This window comes from Sphingobium jiangsuense, from assembly GCF_014196495.1.
Taxonomy (GTDB): domain Bacteria; phylum Pseudomonadota; class Alphaproteobacteria; order Sphingomonadales; family Sphingomonadaceae; genus Sphingobium; species Sphingobium jiangsuense.
In genome coordinates this window covers 82,101-98,464 of the sequence record NZ_JACIDT010000013.1, presented here as the reverse complement: position 1 = coordinate 98,464, position 16,364 = coordinate 82,101, and the positions used below count along the sequence as shown (strand labels likewise).

Sequence of the window (16,364 nt, the reverse complement as noted above, 5' to 3'; positions counted from 1 at the left end):
CGCGGTCAGGTCGTCACCGGCCTGCCGCTTCCCTTTATCGAAACACAGGTCGGGCAGCAAATATGGCGCGCATCGTAATGAAATTCGGCGGAACCTCGATGGCGGGGATGGAGCGGATTCGCAATGTCGCCGCGCGCGTCAAACATGTGGCCGAGCAGGGCAATGAGGTCGCCGTCGTCGTTTCCGCGATGGCGGGCGAGACGGACCGCCTCGTCGGCTTCTGCAAGGAAGCGAGCCCGCTTTACGACCCGGCCGAATATGACGTGGTCGTCGCCAGCGGCGAGCAGGTGACGAGCGGCCTTCTGGCGATGACGCTCAAGGCGATGGGCGTCGACGCGCGCAGCTGGCTGGGCTGGCAGATGCCGATCCACACGGTCGAATCCCACGCCAAGGCGCGCATCCAGAGCATCGACACAGAGGAACTGCTGAAGGCGATGTCCACCGGACAGGTCGCCGTCATCCCCGGCTTTCAGGGGCGGATGGAAAATGGCCGCGTCTCGACGCTGGGCCGGGGCGGGTCGGATACCTCCGCCGTCGCCGTCGCCGCCGCCGTCAAGGCCGACCGCTGCGACATCTATACCGACGTCAACGGCGTCTACACCACCGACCCGCGCATCGTCAGCCGCGCGCGCAAGCTCGACATGGTGACCTATGAGGAAATGCTGGAGCTGGCCTCGGTCGGCTCCAAGGTGTTGCAGACCCGCTCGGTCGAGCTGGCGATGAAGGAAGGGGTGCGGGTGCAGGTGCTCAGCTCCTTCGACGACCCGACGCAGGAGGAACTGCCCGGCACGCTGATCGTCAGCGAAGAGGAAATGGAAGCTCAAATAGCGAAGGATTCCGACATGGAACGTCAGCTCATCACCGGCATCGCCGCCGACAAGAACGAGGCCAAGGTCACCGTCACCCGCGTGCCGGACCGTCCCGGCGCCGTCGCCCACATCTTCGGCCCGCTGGCCGAGGCGAGCATCAATGTCGACATGATCATCCAGAATGTCGGCCGCGACAAGGGCGAGACGGACGTGACCTTCACCGTCCCCGGCGCGGATCTGGCCCGCTCCATCGACATCCTTGAAAAGAACAAGGAAACCATCGGCTTCAACCGCATCATCCCGGACACCAAGGTTTCCAAGGTGTCCGTCGTCGGCGTCGGCATGAAGAGCCATGCGGGCGTCGCCGCGACGATGTTCAAGGCGCTGGCCGAGCGCGGCATCAACATCCTCGCCGTCGCGACGAGCGAGATCAAGGTGAGCGTGCTGATCGACGAGGACGAGACCGAACTCGCCGTGCGCGTGCTGCACAGCGCCTATGGCCTCGACGCCGAAGAGGCCGCCTGACGCATGGCGAGCGCTCGGTTGCGGGAGCTGATGGCGCGCGGCACCGCGCTGCTGGGATCCGAGGTCGCGATCCTCTGCGGCGCGATGAGCTGGGTGTCGGAACGGCATCTGGTATCGGCGGTCAGCAATGCGGGGGGCTTCGGCCTGATCGCCTGCGGGGCGATGACCCCGGAATTGCTGGATGCCGAGATCGCGGGCACGAAGGCGCTGACGGGTAGGCCCTTCGGCGTCAACCTCATCACCATGCATCCGCAACTGATGGACCTGATCGCGGTGTGCGCGAAGCATGGCGTCGGCCATGTCGTGCTGGCCGGCGGCCTGCCGCCCAAGGGCAGCATCGAGGCGATCAAGGAAAGCGGCGCGAAGGTCATCTGCTTCGCGCCCGCGCTGGCATTGGCGAAGAAGCTGATGCGCTCCGGCGTCGATGCGCTGATCATCGAGGGCATGGAGGCGGGCGGCCATATCGGCCCGGTCGCGACCGGCGTGCTGGCGCAGGAAATCCTGCCCGAGCTGGCCGATGAGCTGCCGATCTTCGTCGCGGGCGGCATCGGCCGGGGCGAGGCGATCGCGAGCTTTCTCGAAATGGGCGCGGCGGGCGTGCAGCTCGGCACCCGCTTCGTCTGCGCGACCGAGAGCATCGCGCATCCCAATTTCAAGAAGGCGTTCCTGCGCGGCAATGCCCGCGACGCGATCGCCAGCGTGCAGATCGACCCGCGCCTGCCGGTGATCCCGGTGCGCGCGCTCAAGAATGCCGGGACCGAGGCGTTCACCGCCAAGCAGCGCGAGGTCGCGCAGATGCTGGACGACGGCAAGGTCGACATGGCCGCCGCCCAGCTGGAGATCGAGCATTTCTGGGCGGGTGCGCTGCGCCGCGCGGTGATCGACGGCGATATCGAGAACGGCTCAGTCATGGCCGGGCAGTCGGTCGGCATGGTGACGAAGGAGCAGCCGGTCGCGGAGATCATCGCCGAGCTGCTGGAGCAGGCGGACGCGGCGCTCGGCGGGCGCTGACCGCCTGCCGCGTTCGCCGATCTTTACCGCTTTTTAGAAGAGTTTCCCTATCTGCCGCGCTGTTCCAGTGGGATGGAACGTCTGTGGGAGAATAGCGATGAAACAACCGGCTCTGGCGCAAGAGATCAACAACGCGATCGGCGCGCATGGCATGTGGAAGCTGCGGCTGCGCACCGCCATTTCGATGGGCAGCAGCGATGTCGATCCCCGCACCGCCTGCCGCGACGATCAATGCCCGTTCGGCAAGTGGATCCACGGGCCGACCATCGACACCGCGACCCGCGCGGGCATGCCCTATCAGGTGGTGCGGCGCCTGCACCGCGAATTCCACGAAAGCGCGGGCAAGGTGCTGTCGCTGGCGCTGTCCTCGCGCGCGGCGGAAGCGGATGCGCTCTACAATGGCGAGTTCATCCCCCGCTCCGAAAAGCTGGTGCGCGCGCTGACCAAGTGGAAGGGCGAAGTCAGCTGATCCACATCGGGTACAGTTTTCCTTTTCGCAAGTGCTTGGCAGCGGGCGGGGCTTTCTGTTAGCGGTGGGGCATGGCCAATTCTCCCGCTACCGCCGTTGCTTCCGCCCGCCGGATACTCACCCGCCTTCATGAGGTGATGGCGTCCCGTAACGGCGCGCAGGCGAAGCTCAACAAGGTGGTCGAAATCATCGGCGAGGAATTGTCGAGCGAGGTCTGCTCCATCTACCTGTTGCGCGAAGGCATGCTGGAACTCTACGCCACGCGCGGGCTGAAGCAGGAGGCTGTGCACGTCACCCGCATGGCGCCGGGCGAGGGGCTGGTCGGCACCATCGCCCGCAATGTCGAGACGCTCAACCTGGACGAGGCCGCCGCCCATCCCGACTTCGCCTACAAGCCCGAAACGGGGGAGGAGCGTTTCCACAGCTTCGCGGGCGTGCCGATCGTCCGGCGCGAGGATGCGGTGGGCGTGCTTTCCGTGCAGCATCTCGAACCGCACCGCTATGAGGAGGTGGAGATCGAGGCGCTCCAGACCGTCGCCATGGTGCTGTCGGAGCTGATCACCAATGCCGGGCTGGTCGACGAGCACCCCGGCGACGTGCGGGTGGCGGGCACGCAGACGCAGATCGTCTCCGGCCTGCAACTGGTGATGGGCATGGCGCGCGGGCAGGCGGTGTTCCACCAGCCGCGCATCACCATCGAGCATACCGTCGCCGAGGATACGGAGGCGGAGCGGCAGCGCGTCTATTCGGCCTTCGCCAAGATGCGCGAGCAGATCGACAAGCTGGCGGGCGCATCCGAGTTCGGGGTCGATGGCGAACATCAGGAGGTGATCGAAACCTACAAGATGTTCGCCTATGACGAAGGCTGGTCGCGCCGGATCAACGAAGCGATCGACAGCGGCCTCACCGCCGAGGCGGCGATAGAAAGGGTGCAGCAGCGCACCCGCATGCGCATGCGGCAGATAGACGACCCGCTGCTCGCCGACCGCATGCATGATCTGGAGGACCTCGCCAACCGCCTGTTGCGCATCGTCTCTGGCCAGCTCGGCACGGCGGCGCAGCTGGGGCTGCGGCAGGATGCGATCCTGATCGCGCGCAATCTGGGGCCCGCCGAACTGCTGGAATATGACCGCCGCCGCCTGAAGGGGGTGATCCTGGAGGAAGGCTCGCTCACCGCCCATGTCACCATCGTCGCGCGGGCGATGGGCGTGCCGATGCTGGGCCGGGTCAAGGATGTGCGCCACCTCATCAACGAGGGCGACACTATCCTGATGGATGTCGCGAAAAACCGCCTGTTCGTTCGTCCCTCGCCGGATATGGAGGAGGCGTTCGACAGCAGGCTGGCGCTGACGCAGAAGCGCCGCGCCGCCTTCGTCGCGATGCGCGACCTGCCGCCGGTGACGAAGGACGGCACGCGGATCGAGCTGATGGTCAATGCGGGCCTGCGCGACGATGTGGCGGCGCTCGAAGCCACCAATGCGGACGGCATCGGCCTGTTCCGCACCGAATTCCAGTTCCTGGTGTCGGCGACGCTGCCGCAGCGGGAGAAGCAGCAGCGCCTCTATCGCGACGTGATGGAGGCGGCGGGCGACCGGCCGGTCATCTTCCGCACCGTCGACATCGGCGGCGACAAGGCGCTGCCCTATCTGCGCAATGACGACGAGATAGAGGAAGAGAACCCCGCCATGGGCTGGCGCGCGATGCGCCTCGCGCTGGAGCGGGACGGCCTGCTGAAGGCGCAGGCGCGCGCTCTGCTGGAGGCCGCCGCCGGACGCACGCTGCACGTGATGTTCCCGATGATTTCCGAGCCGTGGGAATTCGACGCGGCGCACGCCATTTTCGAGCAGCAGCGTCAGCTTCTGGTCGAGCGGCGCAAGATGCTGCCCACCGCGATCCGCTATGGCGCAATGCTGGAGGTTCCCGCGCTGGCCGAGGTGCTCGACATATTGCTGCCGAAGCTCGATTTCCTGTCGATCGGCACCAACGACCTGACCCAGTTCCTGTTCGCCGCCGACCGCGCCCATCCCAAGCTGGCGGAGCGGTACGACTGGCTGAGCCTTGCGATATTGCGCTTCATCCAGCGCATCGTGCGGGCGTGCGAGGGCGCGTCGGTGCCCGTCGGCGTGTGCGGCGAGATGGGCGGGCGCACGCTGGAGGCGATGGCGCTGGTGGGGTTGGGGGTGAAGCGGCTGTCGATCACCCCGGCTTCGGTCGGGCCGGTCAAGGCGATGATCCGCTCCGTCGACCTGCCCGGCCTGCGCGATCATGTGACGGCGATGGTGCGGGACATGACGGCGGACCCGCGCGCATCCCTGCTCGCCTTCGCCGAAGCCTCCGGTATCGAGCTGAACTGATCGCGAAGGCGCGGGTTTGCTGGCCTCTATCTTCCGCCGGGTGTAAAAAATCGGAAGAGTAAGGCGAAATGACATGTGGCATAGGCAAGCTGTCGTTGACACTGCCGCCAAGGACATGGAAGAACCGCACCTCATCATCGATAGAAAATGTTTCGGCCATCGGGCCATCATCTCATCATCAGGTCGCATGGGCGGCTCCTGAGCAGGGGCGACAGAATGAACGAAAAGATACCGGACGGCGAAGTTCAGCAGGAAAAAGCGGCGGCCGATCGCCCCGGCACCCTATTGCGCCGCGCGCGGGAAGCCCGTGGCATGTCTCTTGCCGACGTCGCCGAGGTGACGCGCATCGCCCAGCGCCAGCTCGACGCGATCGAACGCAGCGACTTCGGCGCCCTGCCGGGCACGCCCTATGCCGTCGGCTTCGCGCGGGCCTATGCGCGCGCGGTGGGCGCGGACGAGGTTGAGATCGCGCGCGGCGTGCGCGAGGAACTGGGCGCGCTGGGCGAGGTGGATCGTTATGAGGCGTTCGAGCCGATAGATCCCGCCCGCATCCCGCCGCGCTGGCTCGCCTGGGTCGCCGCCGCCGTCGCGATCCTGCTCGCGGTCGCTTACGGGGTGTGGCGCACGCAGTTCTTCACCGCCTCCACCGACGAGGAGATTTCCGACCTCAACAATCGCGCGACGGCGGCCCAGCCGCCGGTGGTCAGCCCGACGGTGGAAACGCCCGCCGCCCCGGCCGGTCCGGTGGTGCTGACCGCGACCAGCGACGTATGGCTGCGCATCTACGACCAGTCGGGCGAAAGGCTGTTCGAAAAGCAGATGGGCAAGGGCGAAAGCTATACCGTCCCCCCGGAGGCCAATAATCCGATGATCCTGACCGGACGGCCCGACGCCATCGCCGTGACGGTGGGCGGCAAGCCGGTACCGCCGCTGGGCGCGCCGGAAAAGACCATCGCCGACGTGCCGATCAGCGCGGCGGCGCTGCTGTCGCGGCCCGCGCCCGATCAGACGGGGGCGGCTTCCCCGCAGGGCGCGCGGTCGGCCCCGGCGCGCACCGGCGCCGCGGCTTCGCCGCGCCCGGCGGCGCCCGCATCGGCCGCCGGCGGCGCCTCCGTGCAACCGGTCGCGCCCGCCGACGCCGAAGGCGCGGAATAGGGCCGCGCCGTCTTCCGCCGATGAGGGCGGGAACAGGGGCGGGAGGCATCGTCGCCCTTTATTTTTATGCGGTGCCGGTTATGGTTGGCAGGCAATCATCTCGGGGACTGGAATGCGTCATACGCTCAAAAATATCACCGCTCTCGCCTCTGTCGCGCTGATCGCGCTGCCGGCGCTGAACACCGCCTGGGCGGCCGACAGCACGCCGGTCGAAACGCGGGTGGATCGACTCGAAAAGGAAATGCGGGCGGTCCAGCGCAAGGTGTTCCCGGCGGGCGTGCCGGTGCAGCCGGATATCGTGACGCAGCCCACGGTCAGCGAGGCGGTGCCGTCCTCCACGCCGGTCAGCGACCTGATGGCGCGCGTGACCTCGCTGGAAGGGCAATTGGCCAGCATCACCGGGCAGGTCGAGCAGAACAGCTACAAGCTGCGCCAGCTTGAGGAGCGGATCGACAAGATGAAGACCGAGATGACGGCCGCGCCCGCGCCCGCCCTTTCGGCGACGCAGCCGCTTGCCGCCTCCGCGACCGCCAAGCCCGCACCGGCACCGGCCGCAACGGCCAAGCCGGCGGCGGCAGCGGCGGTGGCCGGCGACACGCGCAAGACCGCCGTGGCGGCGATCGAGCAGCCCAGCACCGGCAACGCGGCGAACGACGCCTATACCTACGGCTATCGCCTGTGGGAGGCGAAATTCTATCCCGAGGCGCAGGCGCAGCTCAAGACCACGGTCGAGAAATATGGCAGCACCTCGGTCGGCAGCCGCGCGCAGAACCTGCTGGGCCGCGCCTATCTGGACGACGGCAAGCCCGCGCTGGCCTCCGTCGCCTTCTACGAAAACTATCAGAAGCGCCCCAATGGGGACCGCGCCGCGCAGAGCCTCGCCTATCTGGGCGAGGCGCTGATCCAGCTCAAGAAGCCCGCCGACGCGTGCAAGGTCTATAAGGAGCTTGAGGATTCCTACGGCTCCACGCTGACCTCGGATCTCCGCTCGATGATGGAGAAGGGGCGCGTGCGTGCCAAATGCGCGGCCTGAACCGCAGCTTGAGCGGTTTCGGGACGATCTTGACGCGCTGACGGAAGGGCAGGCGACGAAAGGCGCGGGGCTTGCGGTGGCCGTGTCCGGCGGGCCGGACAGCATGGCCCTGCTCTGGCTGGCCACGCGTGCCTTTCCGGGGCAGGTGAAGGCCGCGACCGTCGATCACGGCCTGCGGCCCGGCGCGCGGGCCGAGGCGGAGATGGTGGCGGCATGGTGCCGGGGTCAAGGCATTGCCCATGCGATCCTGACGCCCGGCCGCCCCATCGGCGGCAGCGTGCAGGCCGCCGCCCGCGCCGCGCGCTATGCGTTGCTGCACAGCTGGCGGGGAAGCGAGGGGCTGGCGTGGCTGCTCACCGCCCATCATGCCGATGATCAGCGGGAGACGGTGCTGATGCGCCTCAACCGGTCATCGGGGGTCGGCGGACTGGCGGCGATCCGCGCGCGCAACGGCGTGGTGGTACGTCCGCTGCTCGGCTGGCGCCGCGCGGAGCTTGCCGCGATCGTGGAGGCGCAGCGCCTGCCGCATGCGCAGGATCCCAGCAACAGCGACGAGCGCTTCGACCGGGCGGCGCTGCGCAAGCGGCTGGAGGCGGTCGACTGGATCGATCCGGTCGCGGTGTCGCGCAGCGCGTCCGCCTGCGCCGATGCGGACGAGGCGCTGGAATGGATGGCGGGCCAGCTTGCCGACGCGCATATACGCGCCGACGGCAAGGGCGGTTTCACGCTCGACCGTTGGGATTTTCCGACGGAAATGCAGCGCCGCCTTGTCGCCCGCATGCTTGCCATGGCAGAAGCGGACGGAGCCGCCCCGCGCGGCGAGACGCTGGACCGGGCGCTTGTCCGGCTGCGGGCCGGAGAAAAAGCGAGCATCGGTAACTGGTTGTTGTCAGGTGGCGCGTCATGGTCGCTGCGCCCGGCGCCGCCGCGCCGCATACGGCAGGCATCGGGAAAAGCGTGAGCCCGGCACCTCCCGGCGCGAGGAAAGCATTGTCATTTGCCGCCCATGACCTATCTAGGGAGGTGATGAAGAGGTTGAGATGAACGACGACAAGGAACCTCAGGGCAATCCCTGGATGAAGAGTACGATGATCTGGGTCGGCGTGATCGCGGCGTTGCTGCTGGTCGTGTCGATGGTGGACAGCCGCAACATGACCACGGCCGGGACCGGCATCGCCTATTCCGACTTCCGCACCAAGGTGCAGGAAGGGCAGGTGAAGGAGGTTTCCGTCGGGCCGGACCGCATTATCGGCACGCTCAACAACAACCAGAAATTCACCACCATTCCGGTCAACGATCCCGGCCTGACCACGCTGCTGGACGATTACAACGTCAAATATAGCGGCAAGGCGGAGGAGCAGCCCAGCTTCTGGATGATCCTGCTCTACCAGTCGCTGCCGTTCCTGCTGATCCTCGGCGTCGCCTTCTTCGTGCTGCGCCAGATGCAGAAGGGCGGCGGCGCGGGTGGCGCGATGGGCTTCGGCAAGTCCAAGGCGAAGCTGCTCACCGAGAAGCAGGGGCGCGTGACCTTCGACGATGTCGCGGGCATCGACGAGGCGCGCGAGGAATTGCAGGAGATCGTCGAGTTCCTGAAGGACCCCGGCAAGTTCGCCCGGCTAGGCGGCAAGATCCCCAAGGGCGCGCTGCTGGTCGGCTCGCCCGGCACCGGCAAGACGCTGCTCGCCCGCGCGATCGCGGGGGAGGCGGGCGTCCCGTTCTTCACCATCTCCGGCTCCGACTTTGTGGAGATGTTCGTCGGCGTCGGCGCGAGCCGCGTGCGCGACATGTTCGAGCAGGCGAAGAAGAATGCGCCCTGCATCGTGTTCATCGACGAAATCGACGCGGTTGGCCGCCATCGCGGCGCGGGCCTCGGCAACGGCAATGACGAGCGCGAACAGACGCTCAACCAGCTGCTGGTGGAGATGGACGGCTTCGAATCCAACGAGGGCATCATCATCATCGCGGCGACCAACCGGCCCGACGTGCTCGATCCGGCGCTGCTGCGCCCCGGCCGCTTCGACCGGCAGGTGGTGGTGCCGCGCCCCGATATCGAGGGGCGCGTCAAGATCCTCGAAGTGCATATGAAGAAGGTACCGCTGGCGCCGGATGTCGACCCCCGCGTCATCGCGCGCGGCACGCCCGGCTTTTCCGGCGCGGACCTTGCGAACCTCGTCAACGAGGCGGCGCTGATGGCTGCGCGGCGCGGCAAGCGCCTCGTCGCGATGAGCGAGTTCGAGGCCGCCAAGGACAAGGTGATGATGGGCAGCGAGCGCAAGTCCATGGTCATGACCGAGGACGAGAAGAAGATGACCGCCTATCATGAGGCGGGCCATGCGATCGTCGCGGTGCACGAACCGGCGTCCGACCCGATCCACAAGGCGACGATCATCCCGCGCGGCCGCGCGCTGGGCATGGTGATGCGCCTGCCGGAGCGGGACAGCTACAGCTATCACCGCGACAAGATGTATGCGAACCTCGCCGTGTCGATGGGCGGCCGCGTCGCCGAGGAGATCATCTTCGGTTACGACAAGGTGTCCTCCGGCGCGAGCGGCGACATCCAGTATGCGACCCGCCTGGCGCGCGACATGGTCACGCAGTGGGGCATGTCCGACAAGCTGGGGCCGCTGCAATATGAAGAGCAGCAGGGCGAGACCTTCCTCGGCTATTCCCAGTCGCAGCGCGTCCATATGTCCGACGAGACGGCCAAGGCGATCGATCAGGAAATCCGCCGCATCGTCGAAACCGGCTATGACCGGGCGAAGGAGGTGCTGACCAAGTTCCAGGACCAGCTGCACCTGCTCGCCAATGCGCTGCTGGAATATGAGACGCTGTCAGGCGACGAGATCAAGACCCTGCTCGACAAGGGCGAGATCACCCGCGACGACGGCACCAAGATCAAGCCGAGCGTCATCCCGGTCGCGGGCACATCGATCCCGCGCGCGGGGCGTCGTTCCGGCGGCAATCTGGGCGGACCGGCCCCGCAGGGCGCATGAAGCAAGGCCGCCGCGGGCCGGAAGGCCCGCCCGGCGGATGACAGGATCAGGGCCCGTGCATCCCGAGCGGATGGACGGGCCTTTTCTTGCGAGCGGCGTCCTTGCAATGGGCAGGCGACGTGTGACAAGGATAGCCCATATCAGGGAAGAATCGCGCGCTGGCCGGGCGATCATGCAAACGGAACGGTGAATGAAGAAATTGGGGCTGATCGGCGGTTTGAGTTGGGGATCGACTGCGCGCTATTACCAGATCATCAATGAAGGGGTCGCGAAGCGCAAGGGCGGCCTGCACAGCGCGCCGCTGGTCATCGAGAGCCTCGATTTCGCCACCATCGCGGCCTGCACCTCGATGGAGGATTGGGATTGCGCGGGCAGCGAACTGGTTGCCGCGGCGCGGCGCCTCGAGGCCGCCGGGGCGCAGGGGCTGATGGTGTGCGCGAACAGCATGCACGCGATCGACCGGCGCATCAGCGACGCGGTCGGCATCCCGCTGATCCACATCGCCGAGGCGGTGGGCGCGCGGATGAAGGCGGACGGCATCAAGACCGCCGCGATCATCGGCACGCGCAACGTGATGGCGGAGAAATTCTACCGCCAGAGCCTCGTCTCCTACGGCGTGTCGTTGCTGCCGCCGGACATGGAACTGGCGGAAAAGGTGGACCGCATCGTCTATGAGGAACTGGTCCACGGCAAGGTGAGCCGGGAGTCGGAGCGGTTCATGAAATCGGAGTTGGCCGACATCGCCAAGCAGCAGGTGCAGGCGGTGGTGCTGGCCTGCACCGAGCTTGAGATGATCGTCGACGTGCGCGCCAACCTGCTGCCGATCTACGATTCCATGTCGATCCATGCCGAGGCGGGGATTGATTTTATTCTGGGGTAAGCGCTGAGCCGGGAGAGCGAGCGGTTACTGGACGATGGAAGGCGAATTCTACCTCCATTCGGGCTGAATCGCTACGTCTCACCCTCGTTCGCCCTGAGCCCTTCGACACGCTCAGGACAGGCTTGTCGACCCGAAGGGCGGCTGTTCCTCCAAAAGGGCAGGGCTTCGACAAGTTCAGCCCGCACGGGTTTCCTATGTCAGCTTATATCCGCAAGCATCTGCATGGTCGCAGTCTGCTTGCGGATATAACGGACCCTCAAAAGGTGATCGTCGCATGTAGTCCATCGCCTGCTGAATAGCGGGTTGCGACCATTGGTGGCGCAACAACCCGTTGCCGCGTGGACTGGGTTTCGCACGGAGACGCGGAGGCGCGGAGTGGAGATTGAGCGGTGGGCGCGCCCTGCCTTGCAGGGGTGTCGGATGAGAACAATGGAGTTGCCTCGCCTTAATGCCTTCGCGTCTCCGCGTGAATTTCAATCATCGATGGGAAGGCGGAGGATGCACATAGCCGTCGCAGTTGCCCCGCACGCCCCATAATCCGCCAAAAAGAAAAGGGGCCGGAACCCGACCCCTTCGCTTGAAGGATAGAGGCGAAGCCCGATCAGCGCTTCGAGAACTGGAAGCTGCGGCGGGCCTTGGCGCGGCCGTACTTCTTGCGCTCGACCGTGCGGCTGTCGCGGGTCAGGAAGCCTTCGCGCTTCACGGCGGGACGCAGCGCGGGCTCATATTTGGTCAGCGCCTGGGCGATGCCGTGCTTGACCGCACCGGCCTGGCCGGAAAGGCCGCCGCCCTTGACGGTGCAGATCACATCATACTGGCCCTCGCGGTCGGTGACCGAGAAAGGCTGGTTGATGATGAGGCGCAGCGTCGGACGCGCGAAATAGACTTCCTGGTCGCGGCCGTTGACCGTGACCTTGCCGGTGCCGGGCTTCACCCACACGCGGGCGACGGCATCCTTGCGGCGGCCGGTCGCGTAGGCGCGGCCGAACTTGTCGAGTTCCTGCTGGCGCAGCGGGGTTTCCGAGACGACGGGGGCCGCGGGCGCGGCGGCAACGTCGGCCGTCGCCGCTTCGGCGGCAGGCGCGCCGGCGGTCAGGTTGCCCAGGTCGGAAAGGGACTGACGATTATCGGTCATTATGCACCCACCTTGTTCTTGCGGTTGCGGGAAGCGATGTCGAGCACTTCCGGGTTCTGGGCTTCATGGGCATGCTCCGCCCCGGCGAAGACGCGCAGGTTGCGCATCTGCTGGCGACCGAGCGGACCGCGCGGGATCATGCGTTCGATCGCCTTTTCCAGAACGCGCTCCGGGAAGCGGCCTTCCAGAACCTTCTGCGGCGTGATCGCCTTGATGCCGCCGGCATAGCCGGTGTGCTTGTAATAGACCTTGTCGGTCAGCTTGCGCCCGGTGAACTTCACCTTGGCGGCGTTGATAATGATGACATTGTCACCGCAATCGACGTGCGGGGTGAAGCTCGGCTTGTGCTTGCCGCGCAGGATATTGGCGACGATGGATGCGACGCGGCCGACGACGAGGCCGTCTGCGTCGATAAGCACCCACTTCTTTTCTACCGTTGCCGGGGTGGCCGGCTTGGTCGTTTTCATCAGCGCCTTCATGGCCCGAAAACTCCTGATTGAACAAAGCCCCCGTGCCGTCATGGCCGGAGAAGATGGGCGCTAATGACCTTTGACAGGGGCAAAGTCAAGCAAAAGCGCGCCTGTTTGGACGGGTAAAATAATACCACTCACCAATGGGTCTGGTCGTTCACCCACTTGGCGAAGGCATGGGGCGCGCGCACGACGGGCCAGGAGAGGATGGCCGGCACCTCATAGGGATGCATCGCCTCGACCCGCTCGATCAGCGCATCGGCGCGCGCGGCCGTGGTCTTGAGAAGCACCGGTATCTCTACGCTTTCCCGCACCTCGCCCTCCCATTCGTAAAGCGAGGTGCAGGGCGCGAGGATATTGGCGCAGGCGGCCAGCCCGTCATGCAGGGCGGAGCGGGCGGCGGCCCGCGCCGACTCCTCGTCGGGAAAGACGGTGTAGACGAGGGCGAGGCCGCTCATGCCGCAAGCCTTCCGGACGAGCGGCGCCGCCCGATGCTGTGCGCGGCCCAGCTCGTCGCCGCCACGACCAGCGCGCCCACGCCCTGATGCGCGACCGCCAGCGGCAGGTCGATGCCGCTCAACACCGTCGCGATGCCGAGCAGGATCTGCAGCCCGACCAGCGCATTGAGGGCGATCGACGCGCCGCGATCCCCGGCCTTCCTGGCCCGGCGCGCGAGCAGGATCAGCGCCAGCGCCGCGACCCACGCCCACCAGCGATGGAAGAAATGGATGAGATAGGGATCGGAACTGATCGTGGCCCAGAGCGAGCCGTGCCAGCTTATCCCCTCCGGCACGAGATGATCGTTCATCAGCGGCCAGTCGCTCGCCACATAGCCCGCATTGAGGCCCGCGACATAGGCTCCCCACATCAACTGCACGAAGAGGACGAGCGCGGCGAGCAGCGCGAAGGGGGTAAGCCGCGCCGGGCGGGCGGATGCGTCCCGGTTCAGGTCAAGGAGATCCAGTGCGGTCCAGACCAGCCCGGCGACGATGAGCAGCGCGGTCAGCAGGTGGACGGCGAGGCGGTAATGGCTGACGTCCGTGCGGTCGACCAGCCCTGAAGCCACCATCCACCAGCCGATCGCGCCTTGCAGCCCGCCCAGCGCCAGCAGCACGACGAGGCGCGGGCCATAGCCGCGCGGAATGGCGCGCCGGGCCGCGAACCAGATCAACGGCAGCGCGAAGGCGAGTCCGATCAGCCGGCCGAGCAATCGGTGCGACCATTCCCAGAAGAAGATGAACTTGAAATCCTCCAGGCTCATGCCCCGGTTGATCTGCTGATATTCGGGAATCTGCTGATATTTGCGGAATTCCTCCAGCCATTGCTCCTGCGACAGCGGGGGCAGGGCGCCGGTCACCGGCTTCCATTCGGTGATGGACAGGCCGGATTCGGTGAGGCGGGTGATGCCGCCCACCACCACCATGATGACGACCAGCGCGGCGACCGCGAGCAGCCAGTTCGCCAACTGGCGCGGGCGGGCGGTGGCACGCGGGATCTGCGCGGATGAAAGCGGGGATGACGTAGCCATGACGATCCCATGCGCTTCCCTTCGGCGCTTTGCAAGACTGCCTGCCCGGACAGATTGTACCATGGGGGAGATGATGATATATTGTATCTTTGCGGCGACGGGCCTATAGGGACAGGGCCGATGATGGAGTCTCCATGCTGAATACCGCCAAAAACCGCGTGCGCCTCGATCGCCTTGCGATTGGCCTGTCCGCCCTGTGCGCGGTGCATTGCGTGGCGACCGTGCTGCTGCTGGGCGCGCTCTCTTCATTGGGGCATTTCTTCGCCGCGCCGATCATCCACGAGGTGGGGCTGGCGCTGGCGATCCTGATCGGCGCCGTCGCGCTGGGCGCGGGATTGCGCCGCCATCGCGCGCTTTTCCCGCTGGTGACCGGGGGCATCGGGCTGGCGGTGATGGGCTCGGCGCTGCTGGTGCCCCATGGCGTGAGCGAATCCGTGCTGACGGTATTGGGCGTGTCGCTGGTCGCGATCGCGCATATGCTGAACATCCGCGCGGACAGCCAGACGGGCTGCGCCTGCTGAAGGTGACTGACGGTATAGCCGAACAGTCCGTGAATTCAGTTGATATTCTGGATGACAGGTGATTTCGCTTTCTTCGAAATCGTTCCCAGATCACCTCGTGCGCAAGCGTCGCACTGAAATGGTGAACAGAGCCAGTGAGATTGCCGAAGCGATCAAGGTCGCCCATCCTGCACCGATCACGCCATAGTGCGGCAGCAATATGGCCAGCGCTCCCGCCAGCGCCAGCGTAGCAATCATGCGGATAGCGAGCACCCGTCCCGCCCGGTTGCTAGCGGTGAGCATCGGTTCCAGAGCCACCCCAGCCAGTTCGATCGCAACTCCCACGCCGAGCAGGATCAGGATCGGATAGGCAGCGACGAATTGCGGCCCGGCAACTATTCTGATGGCTAACTTGCCTGCGAAAATCGTAAGCAGCAGCACCACGATCCCGCCGATCAGCGCCAGCAATGTCGTCCGGCGCGTGAGATCGTGCGCGGCATCCTGCCCCTGATGGGCACGTATCTTAGCCAGTTCCGGATAAACGGCGCGGCTCAGCATATCGGCGATCCGCATCATTGCCTGTGCCAGTTGGTTGGCGAGCCGGTAGAGTCCGGCAAGCATTGGGGTGGTGAACGCGCCGATAGCCAGTAGCGGCAGATTTTGAATGAGGGCGGTCAGTGTCGACCCTGCATTGGTGACCAACGCAAAGTGGATGATGCCGGGATGTTGCTTGATAACGGATCGCATCGAAGGTGAACTCCACGGATGGATGCGCACCGGCGTGTTGCGATTGACCATCCACCAATAGGCAATGGCGGTCGTCACCTCCGAGGCCGCCCACGCCACGAGAAAGCCTGTGACGGTAGGGAAGAAGAGGGCGGCAATCATCGCGCCGACCATGCGGGTAAGCGGCATGACCGCATCGGCGGCTGCGCCATCGCGGAACCGGTCGTAAAGGCGCAATATTCCGACCGCACTCGATCGGATAGCCAGTAGCGTGATAACCGCGAAGATCATCGCAGTCCGTGTCAGTTGTTGGTCCCAGCCGATCGGTTCGGCAAGAAAATGCACGCCGATGGCTGCCAGCACGCAGCCGATCGTCGCGGCGGTGAGGTCGAGTTTGAAGCCGAAATTGGCGATGGCATCGATGGAGTGGGAAGCCGGGCCAATACCGACCCCGTCTTTGCATGCGGTCTCCTTCAATCCAGTATCGATCGTCCCCGTGTCATGGCCGTAGAGGACGATGAGGCGCCATGACTGGAAGGAGGCGATTCCGCTGATGGTCTGGGCAAGGCCGAAAATGAGCGCGAACTGGCCGAAACCGGCTGGCCCCAATATGCGGGTCGCCAGCCCCAGATAGAGGATCGAGAGGATAGCGCCCAGCCCCTTGCCCGCAAGGAGCCAAGCCAGATTCTGGCCGACTTTCGAAAGCGGGCCGGGGGTCTTGCCTGTCTTGTCTTGTCCGGGGACGCCCCGGAAGAGGCGGGAAATTATCATCCTGT

At 65.9% G+C, this 16,364-nt stretch carries 15 protein-coding genes; 10 read left to right on the top strand and 5 right to left on the bottom strand.

Going from position 1 to position 16,364, the window contains the following annotated elements:
- Nucleotides 1-62: 62 nt before the first annotated feature.
- The 9 genes from GGR43_RS16680 to GGR43_RS16640 all read left to right on the top strand — a co-directional run bounded on the left by GGR43_RS16680 (nucleotide 63) and on the right by GGR43_RS16640 (nucleotide 11,229).
- Nucleotides 63-1,334, top strand: coding sequence for an aspartate kinase (locus tag GGR43_RS16680; protein ID WP_188073101.1), 1,272 nt, complete (start codon nucleotides 63-65; stop codon nucleotides 1,332-1,334).
- Nucleotides 1,335-1,337: 3 nt separating this feature from the next.
- On the top strand, nucleotides 1,338-2,345 hold the full coding sequence (locus tag GGR43_RS16675; protein ID WP_188073100.1) for an NAD(P)H-dependent flavin oxidoreductase: 1,008 nt from the start codon (nucleotides 1,338-1,340) through the stop codon (nucleotides 2,343-2,345).
- 97 nt (nucleotides 2,346-2,442) lie between these two features.
- A complete protein-coding gene (locus GGR43_RS16670) occupies nucleotides 2,443-2,814 on the top strand; it encodes a CZB domain-containing protein (protein ID WP_188073099.1) in 372 nt (123 codons plus the stop codon).
- Nucleotides 2,815-2,885: 71 nt separating this feature from the next.
- On the top strand, nucleotides 2,886-5,168 hold the full coding sequence (gene ptsP, locus GGR43_RS16665; protein ID WP_188073098.1) for a phosphoenolpyruvate--protein phosphotransferase: 2,283 nt from the start codon (nucleotides 2,886-2,888) through the stop codon (nucleotides 5,166-5,168).
- A 216-nt stretch (nucleotides 5,169-5,384) separates the two neighbouring features.
- A complete protein-coding gene (locus GGR43_RS16660; RefSeq protein WP_188073097.1) occupies nucleotides 5,385-6,323 on the top strand; it encodes a helix-turn-helix domain-containing protein in 939 nt (312 codons plus the stop codon).
- A gap of 112 nt (nucleotides 6,324-6,435) precedes the next feature.
- On the top strand, nucleotides 6,436-7,356 hold the full coding sequence (locus GGR43_RS16655; protein WP_188073096.1) for a tetratricopeptide repeat protein: 921 nt from the start codon (nucleotides 6,436-6,438) through the stop codon (nucleotides 7,354-7,356).
- On the top strand, nucleotides 7,337-8,317 hold the full coding sequence (gene tilS, locus GGR43_RS16650) for a tRNA lysidine(34) synthetase TilS (protein WP_188073095.1): 981 nt from the start codon (nucleotides 7,337-7,339) through the stop codon (nucleotides 8,315-8,317). The genes GGR43_RS16655 and tilS overlap by 20 nt, the downstream gene beginning before the upstream one ends.
- A 79-nt stretch (nucleotides 8,318-8,396) precedes the next feature.
- Nucleotides 8,397-10,349 (top strand): ATP-dependent zinc metalloprotease FtsH, encoded by a 1,953-nt coding sequence (gene ftsH / locus GGR43_RS16645; protein ID WP_188073094.1) that lies wholly within the window; start codon nucleotides 8,397-8,399, stop codon nucleotides 10,347-10,349.
- A gap of 190 nt (nucleotides 10,350-10,539) precedes the next feature.
- Entirely contained in the window at nucleotides 10,540-11,229 is a 690-nt protein-coding gene (locus GGR43_RS16640) for an aspartate/glutamate racemase family protein (RefSeq protein ID WP_188073093.1), read from the top strand.
- A 601-nt stretch (nucleotides 11,230-11,830) separates the two neighbouring features.
- Here the strand turns inward: GGR43_RS16640 and rpsI are convergent.
- From rpsI to GGR43_RS16620, 4 genes are all read right to left on the bottom strand, one after another.
- Nucleotides 11,831-12,364 carry a 30S ribosomal protein S9 gene (gene rpsI, locus GGR43_RS16635; protein WP_188073092.1) on the bottom strand — a complete coding sequence of 178 codons (534 nt, stop codon included), beginning with the start codon at nucleotides 12,362-12,364 and terminating at the stop codon, nucleotides 11,831-11,833.
- Nucleotides 12,364-12,843, bottom strand: a complete 480-nt coding sequence (rplM, locus tag GGR43_RS16630; protein ID WP_188073091.1) for a 50S ribosomal protein L13 — start codon at nucleotides 12,841-12,843, stop codon at nucleotides 12,364-12,366. The genes rpsI and rplM overlap by 1 nt, the downstream gene beginning before the upstream one ends.
- 128 nt (nucleotides 12,844-12,971) lie before the next feature.
- Entirely contained in the window at nucleotides 12,972-13,292 is a 321-nt protein-coding gene (gene cutA, locus GGR43_RS16625; protein ID WP_188073090.1) for a divalent-cation tolerance protein CutA, read from the bottom strand.
- A complete protein-coding gene (locus tag GGR43_RS16620) occupies nucleotides 13,289-14,362 on the bottom strand; it encodes a COX15/CtaA family protein (RefSeq protein WP_188073089.1) in 1,074 nt (357 codons plus the stop codon). The genes cutA and GGR43_RS16620 overlap by 4 nt, the downstream gene beginning before the upstream one ends.
- 134 nt (nucleotides 14,363-14,496) lie before the next feature.
- Between GGR43_RS16620 and GGR43_RS16615 the strand changes: the two genes are divergently transcribed.
- Nucleotides 14,497-14,883, top strand: coding sequence for a MerC domain-containing protein (locus GGR43_RS16615; protein ID WP_188073088.1), 387 nt, complete (start codon nucleotides 14,497-14,499; stop codon nucleotides 14,881-14,883).
- 90 nt (nucleotides 14,884-14,973) lie between these two features.
- Here GGR43_RS16615 and GGR43_RS16610 read toward each other — a convergent pair whose 3' ends face one another.
- On the bottom strand, nucleotides 14,974-16,359 hold the full coding sequence (locus tag GGR43_RS16610) for a lipopolysaccharide biosynthesis protein (RefSeq protein ID WP_188073087.1): 1,386 nt from the start codon (nucleotides 16,357-16,359) through the stop codon (nucleotides 14,974-14,976).
- Between the last annotated feature and the right edge of the window lie 5 nt (nucleotides 16,360-16,364).

Excerpts from the sequence above, each read along its gene's own strand:
- cutA (WP_188073090.1), bottom strand. The coding sequence starts at position 13,292 with ATGAGCGGCCTCGCCCTCGTCTACACCGTCTTTCCCGACGAGGAGTCG.
- rpsI (WP_188073092.1), bottom strand. The coding sequence starts at position 12,364 with ATGACCGATAATCGTCAGTCCCTTTCCGACCTGGGCAACCTGACCGCC.
- GGR43_RS16610 (WP_188073087.1), bottom strand. The coding sequence starts at position 16,359 with ATGATAATTTCCCGCCTCTTCCGGGGCGTCCCCGGACAAGACAAGACA.
- GGR43_RS16660 (WP_188073097.1), top strand. The coding sequence starts at position 5,385 with ATGAACGAAAAGATACCGGACGGCGAAGTTCAGCAGGAAAAAGCGGCG.
- GGR43_RS16675 (WP_188073100.1), top strand. The coding sequence starts at position 1,338 with ATGGCGAGCGCTCGGTTGCGGGAGCTGATGGCGCGCGGCACCGCGCTG.
- ftsH (WP_188073094.1), top strand. The coding sequence starts at position 8,397 with ATGAACGACGACAAGGAACCTCAGGGCAATCCCTGGATGAAGAGTACG.
- GGR43_RS16640 (WP_188073093.1), top strand. The coding sequence starts at position 10,540 with ATGAAGAAATTGGGGCTGATCGGCGGTTTGAGTTGGGGATCGACTGCG.
- GGR43_RS16680 (WP_188073101.1), top strand. The coding sequence starts at position 63 with ATGGCGCGCATCGTAATGAAATTCGGCGGAACCTCGATGGCGGGGATG.
- GGR43_RS16615 (WP_188073088.1), top strand. The coding sequence starts at position 14,497 with ATGCTGAATACCGCCAAAAACCGCGTGCGCCTCGATCGCCTTGCGATT.
- rplM (WP_188073091.1), bottom strand. The coding sequence starts at position 12,843 with ATGAAGGCGCTGATGAAAACGACCAAGCCGGCCACCCCGGCAACGGTA.
- ptsP (WP_188073098.1), top strand. The coding sequence starts at position 2,886 with ATGGCCAATTCTCCCGCTACCGCCGTTGCTTCCGCCCGCCGGATACTC.
- GGR43_RS16620 (WP_188073089.1), bottom strand. The coding sequence starts at position 14,362 with ATGGCTACGTCATCCCCGCTTTCATCCGCGCAGATCCCGCGTGCCACC.
- GGR43_RS16655 (WP_188073096.1), top strand. The coding sequence starts at position 6,436 with ATGCGTCATACGCTCAAAAATATCACCGCTCTCGCCTCTGTCGCGCTG.
- GGR43_RS16670 (WP_188073099.1), top strand. The coding sequence starts at position 2,443 with ATGAAACAACCGGCTCTGGCGCAAGAGATCAACAACGCGATCGGCGCG.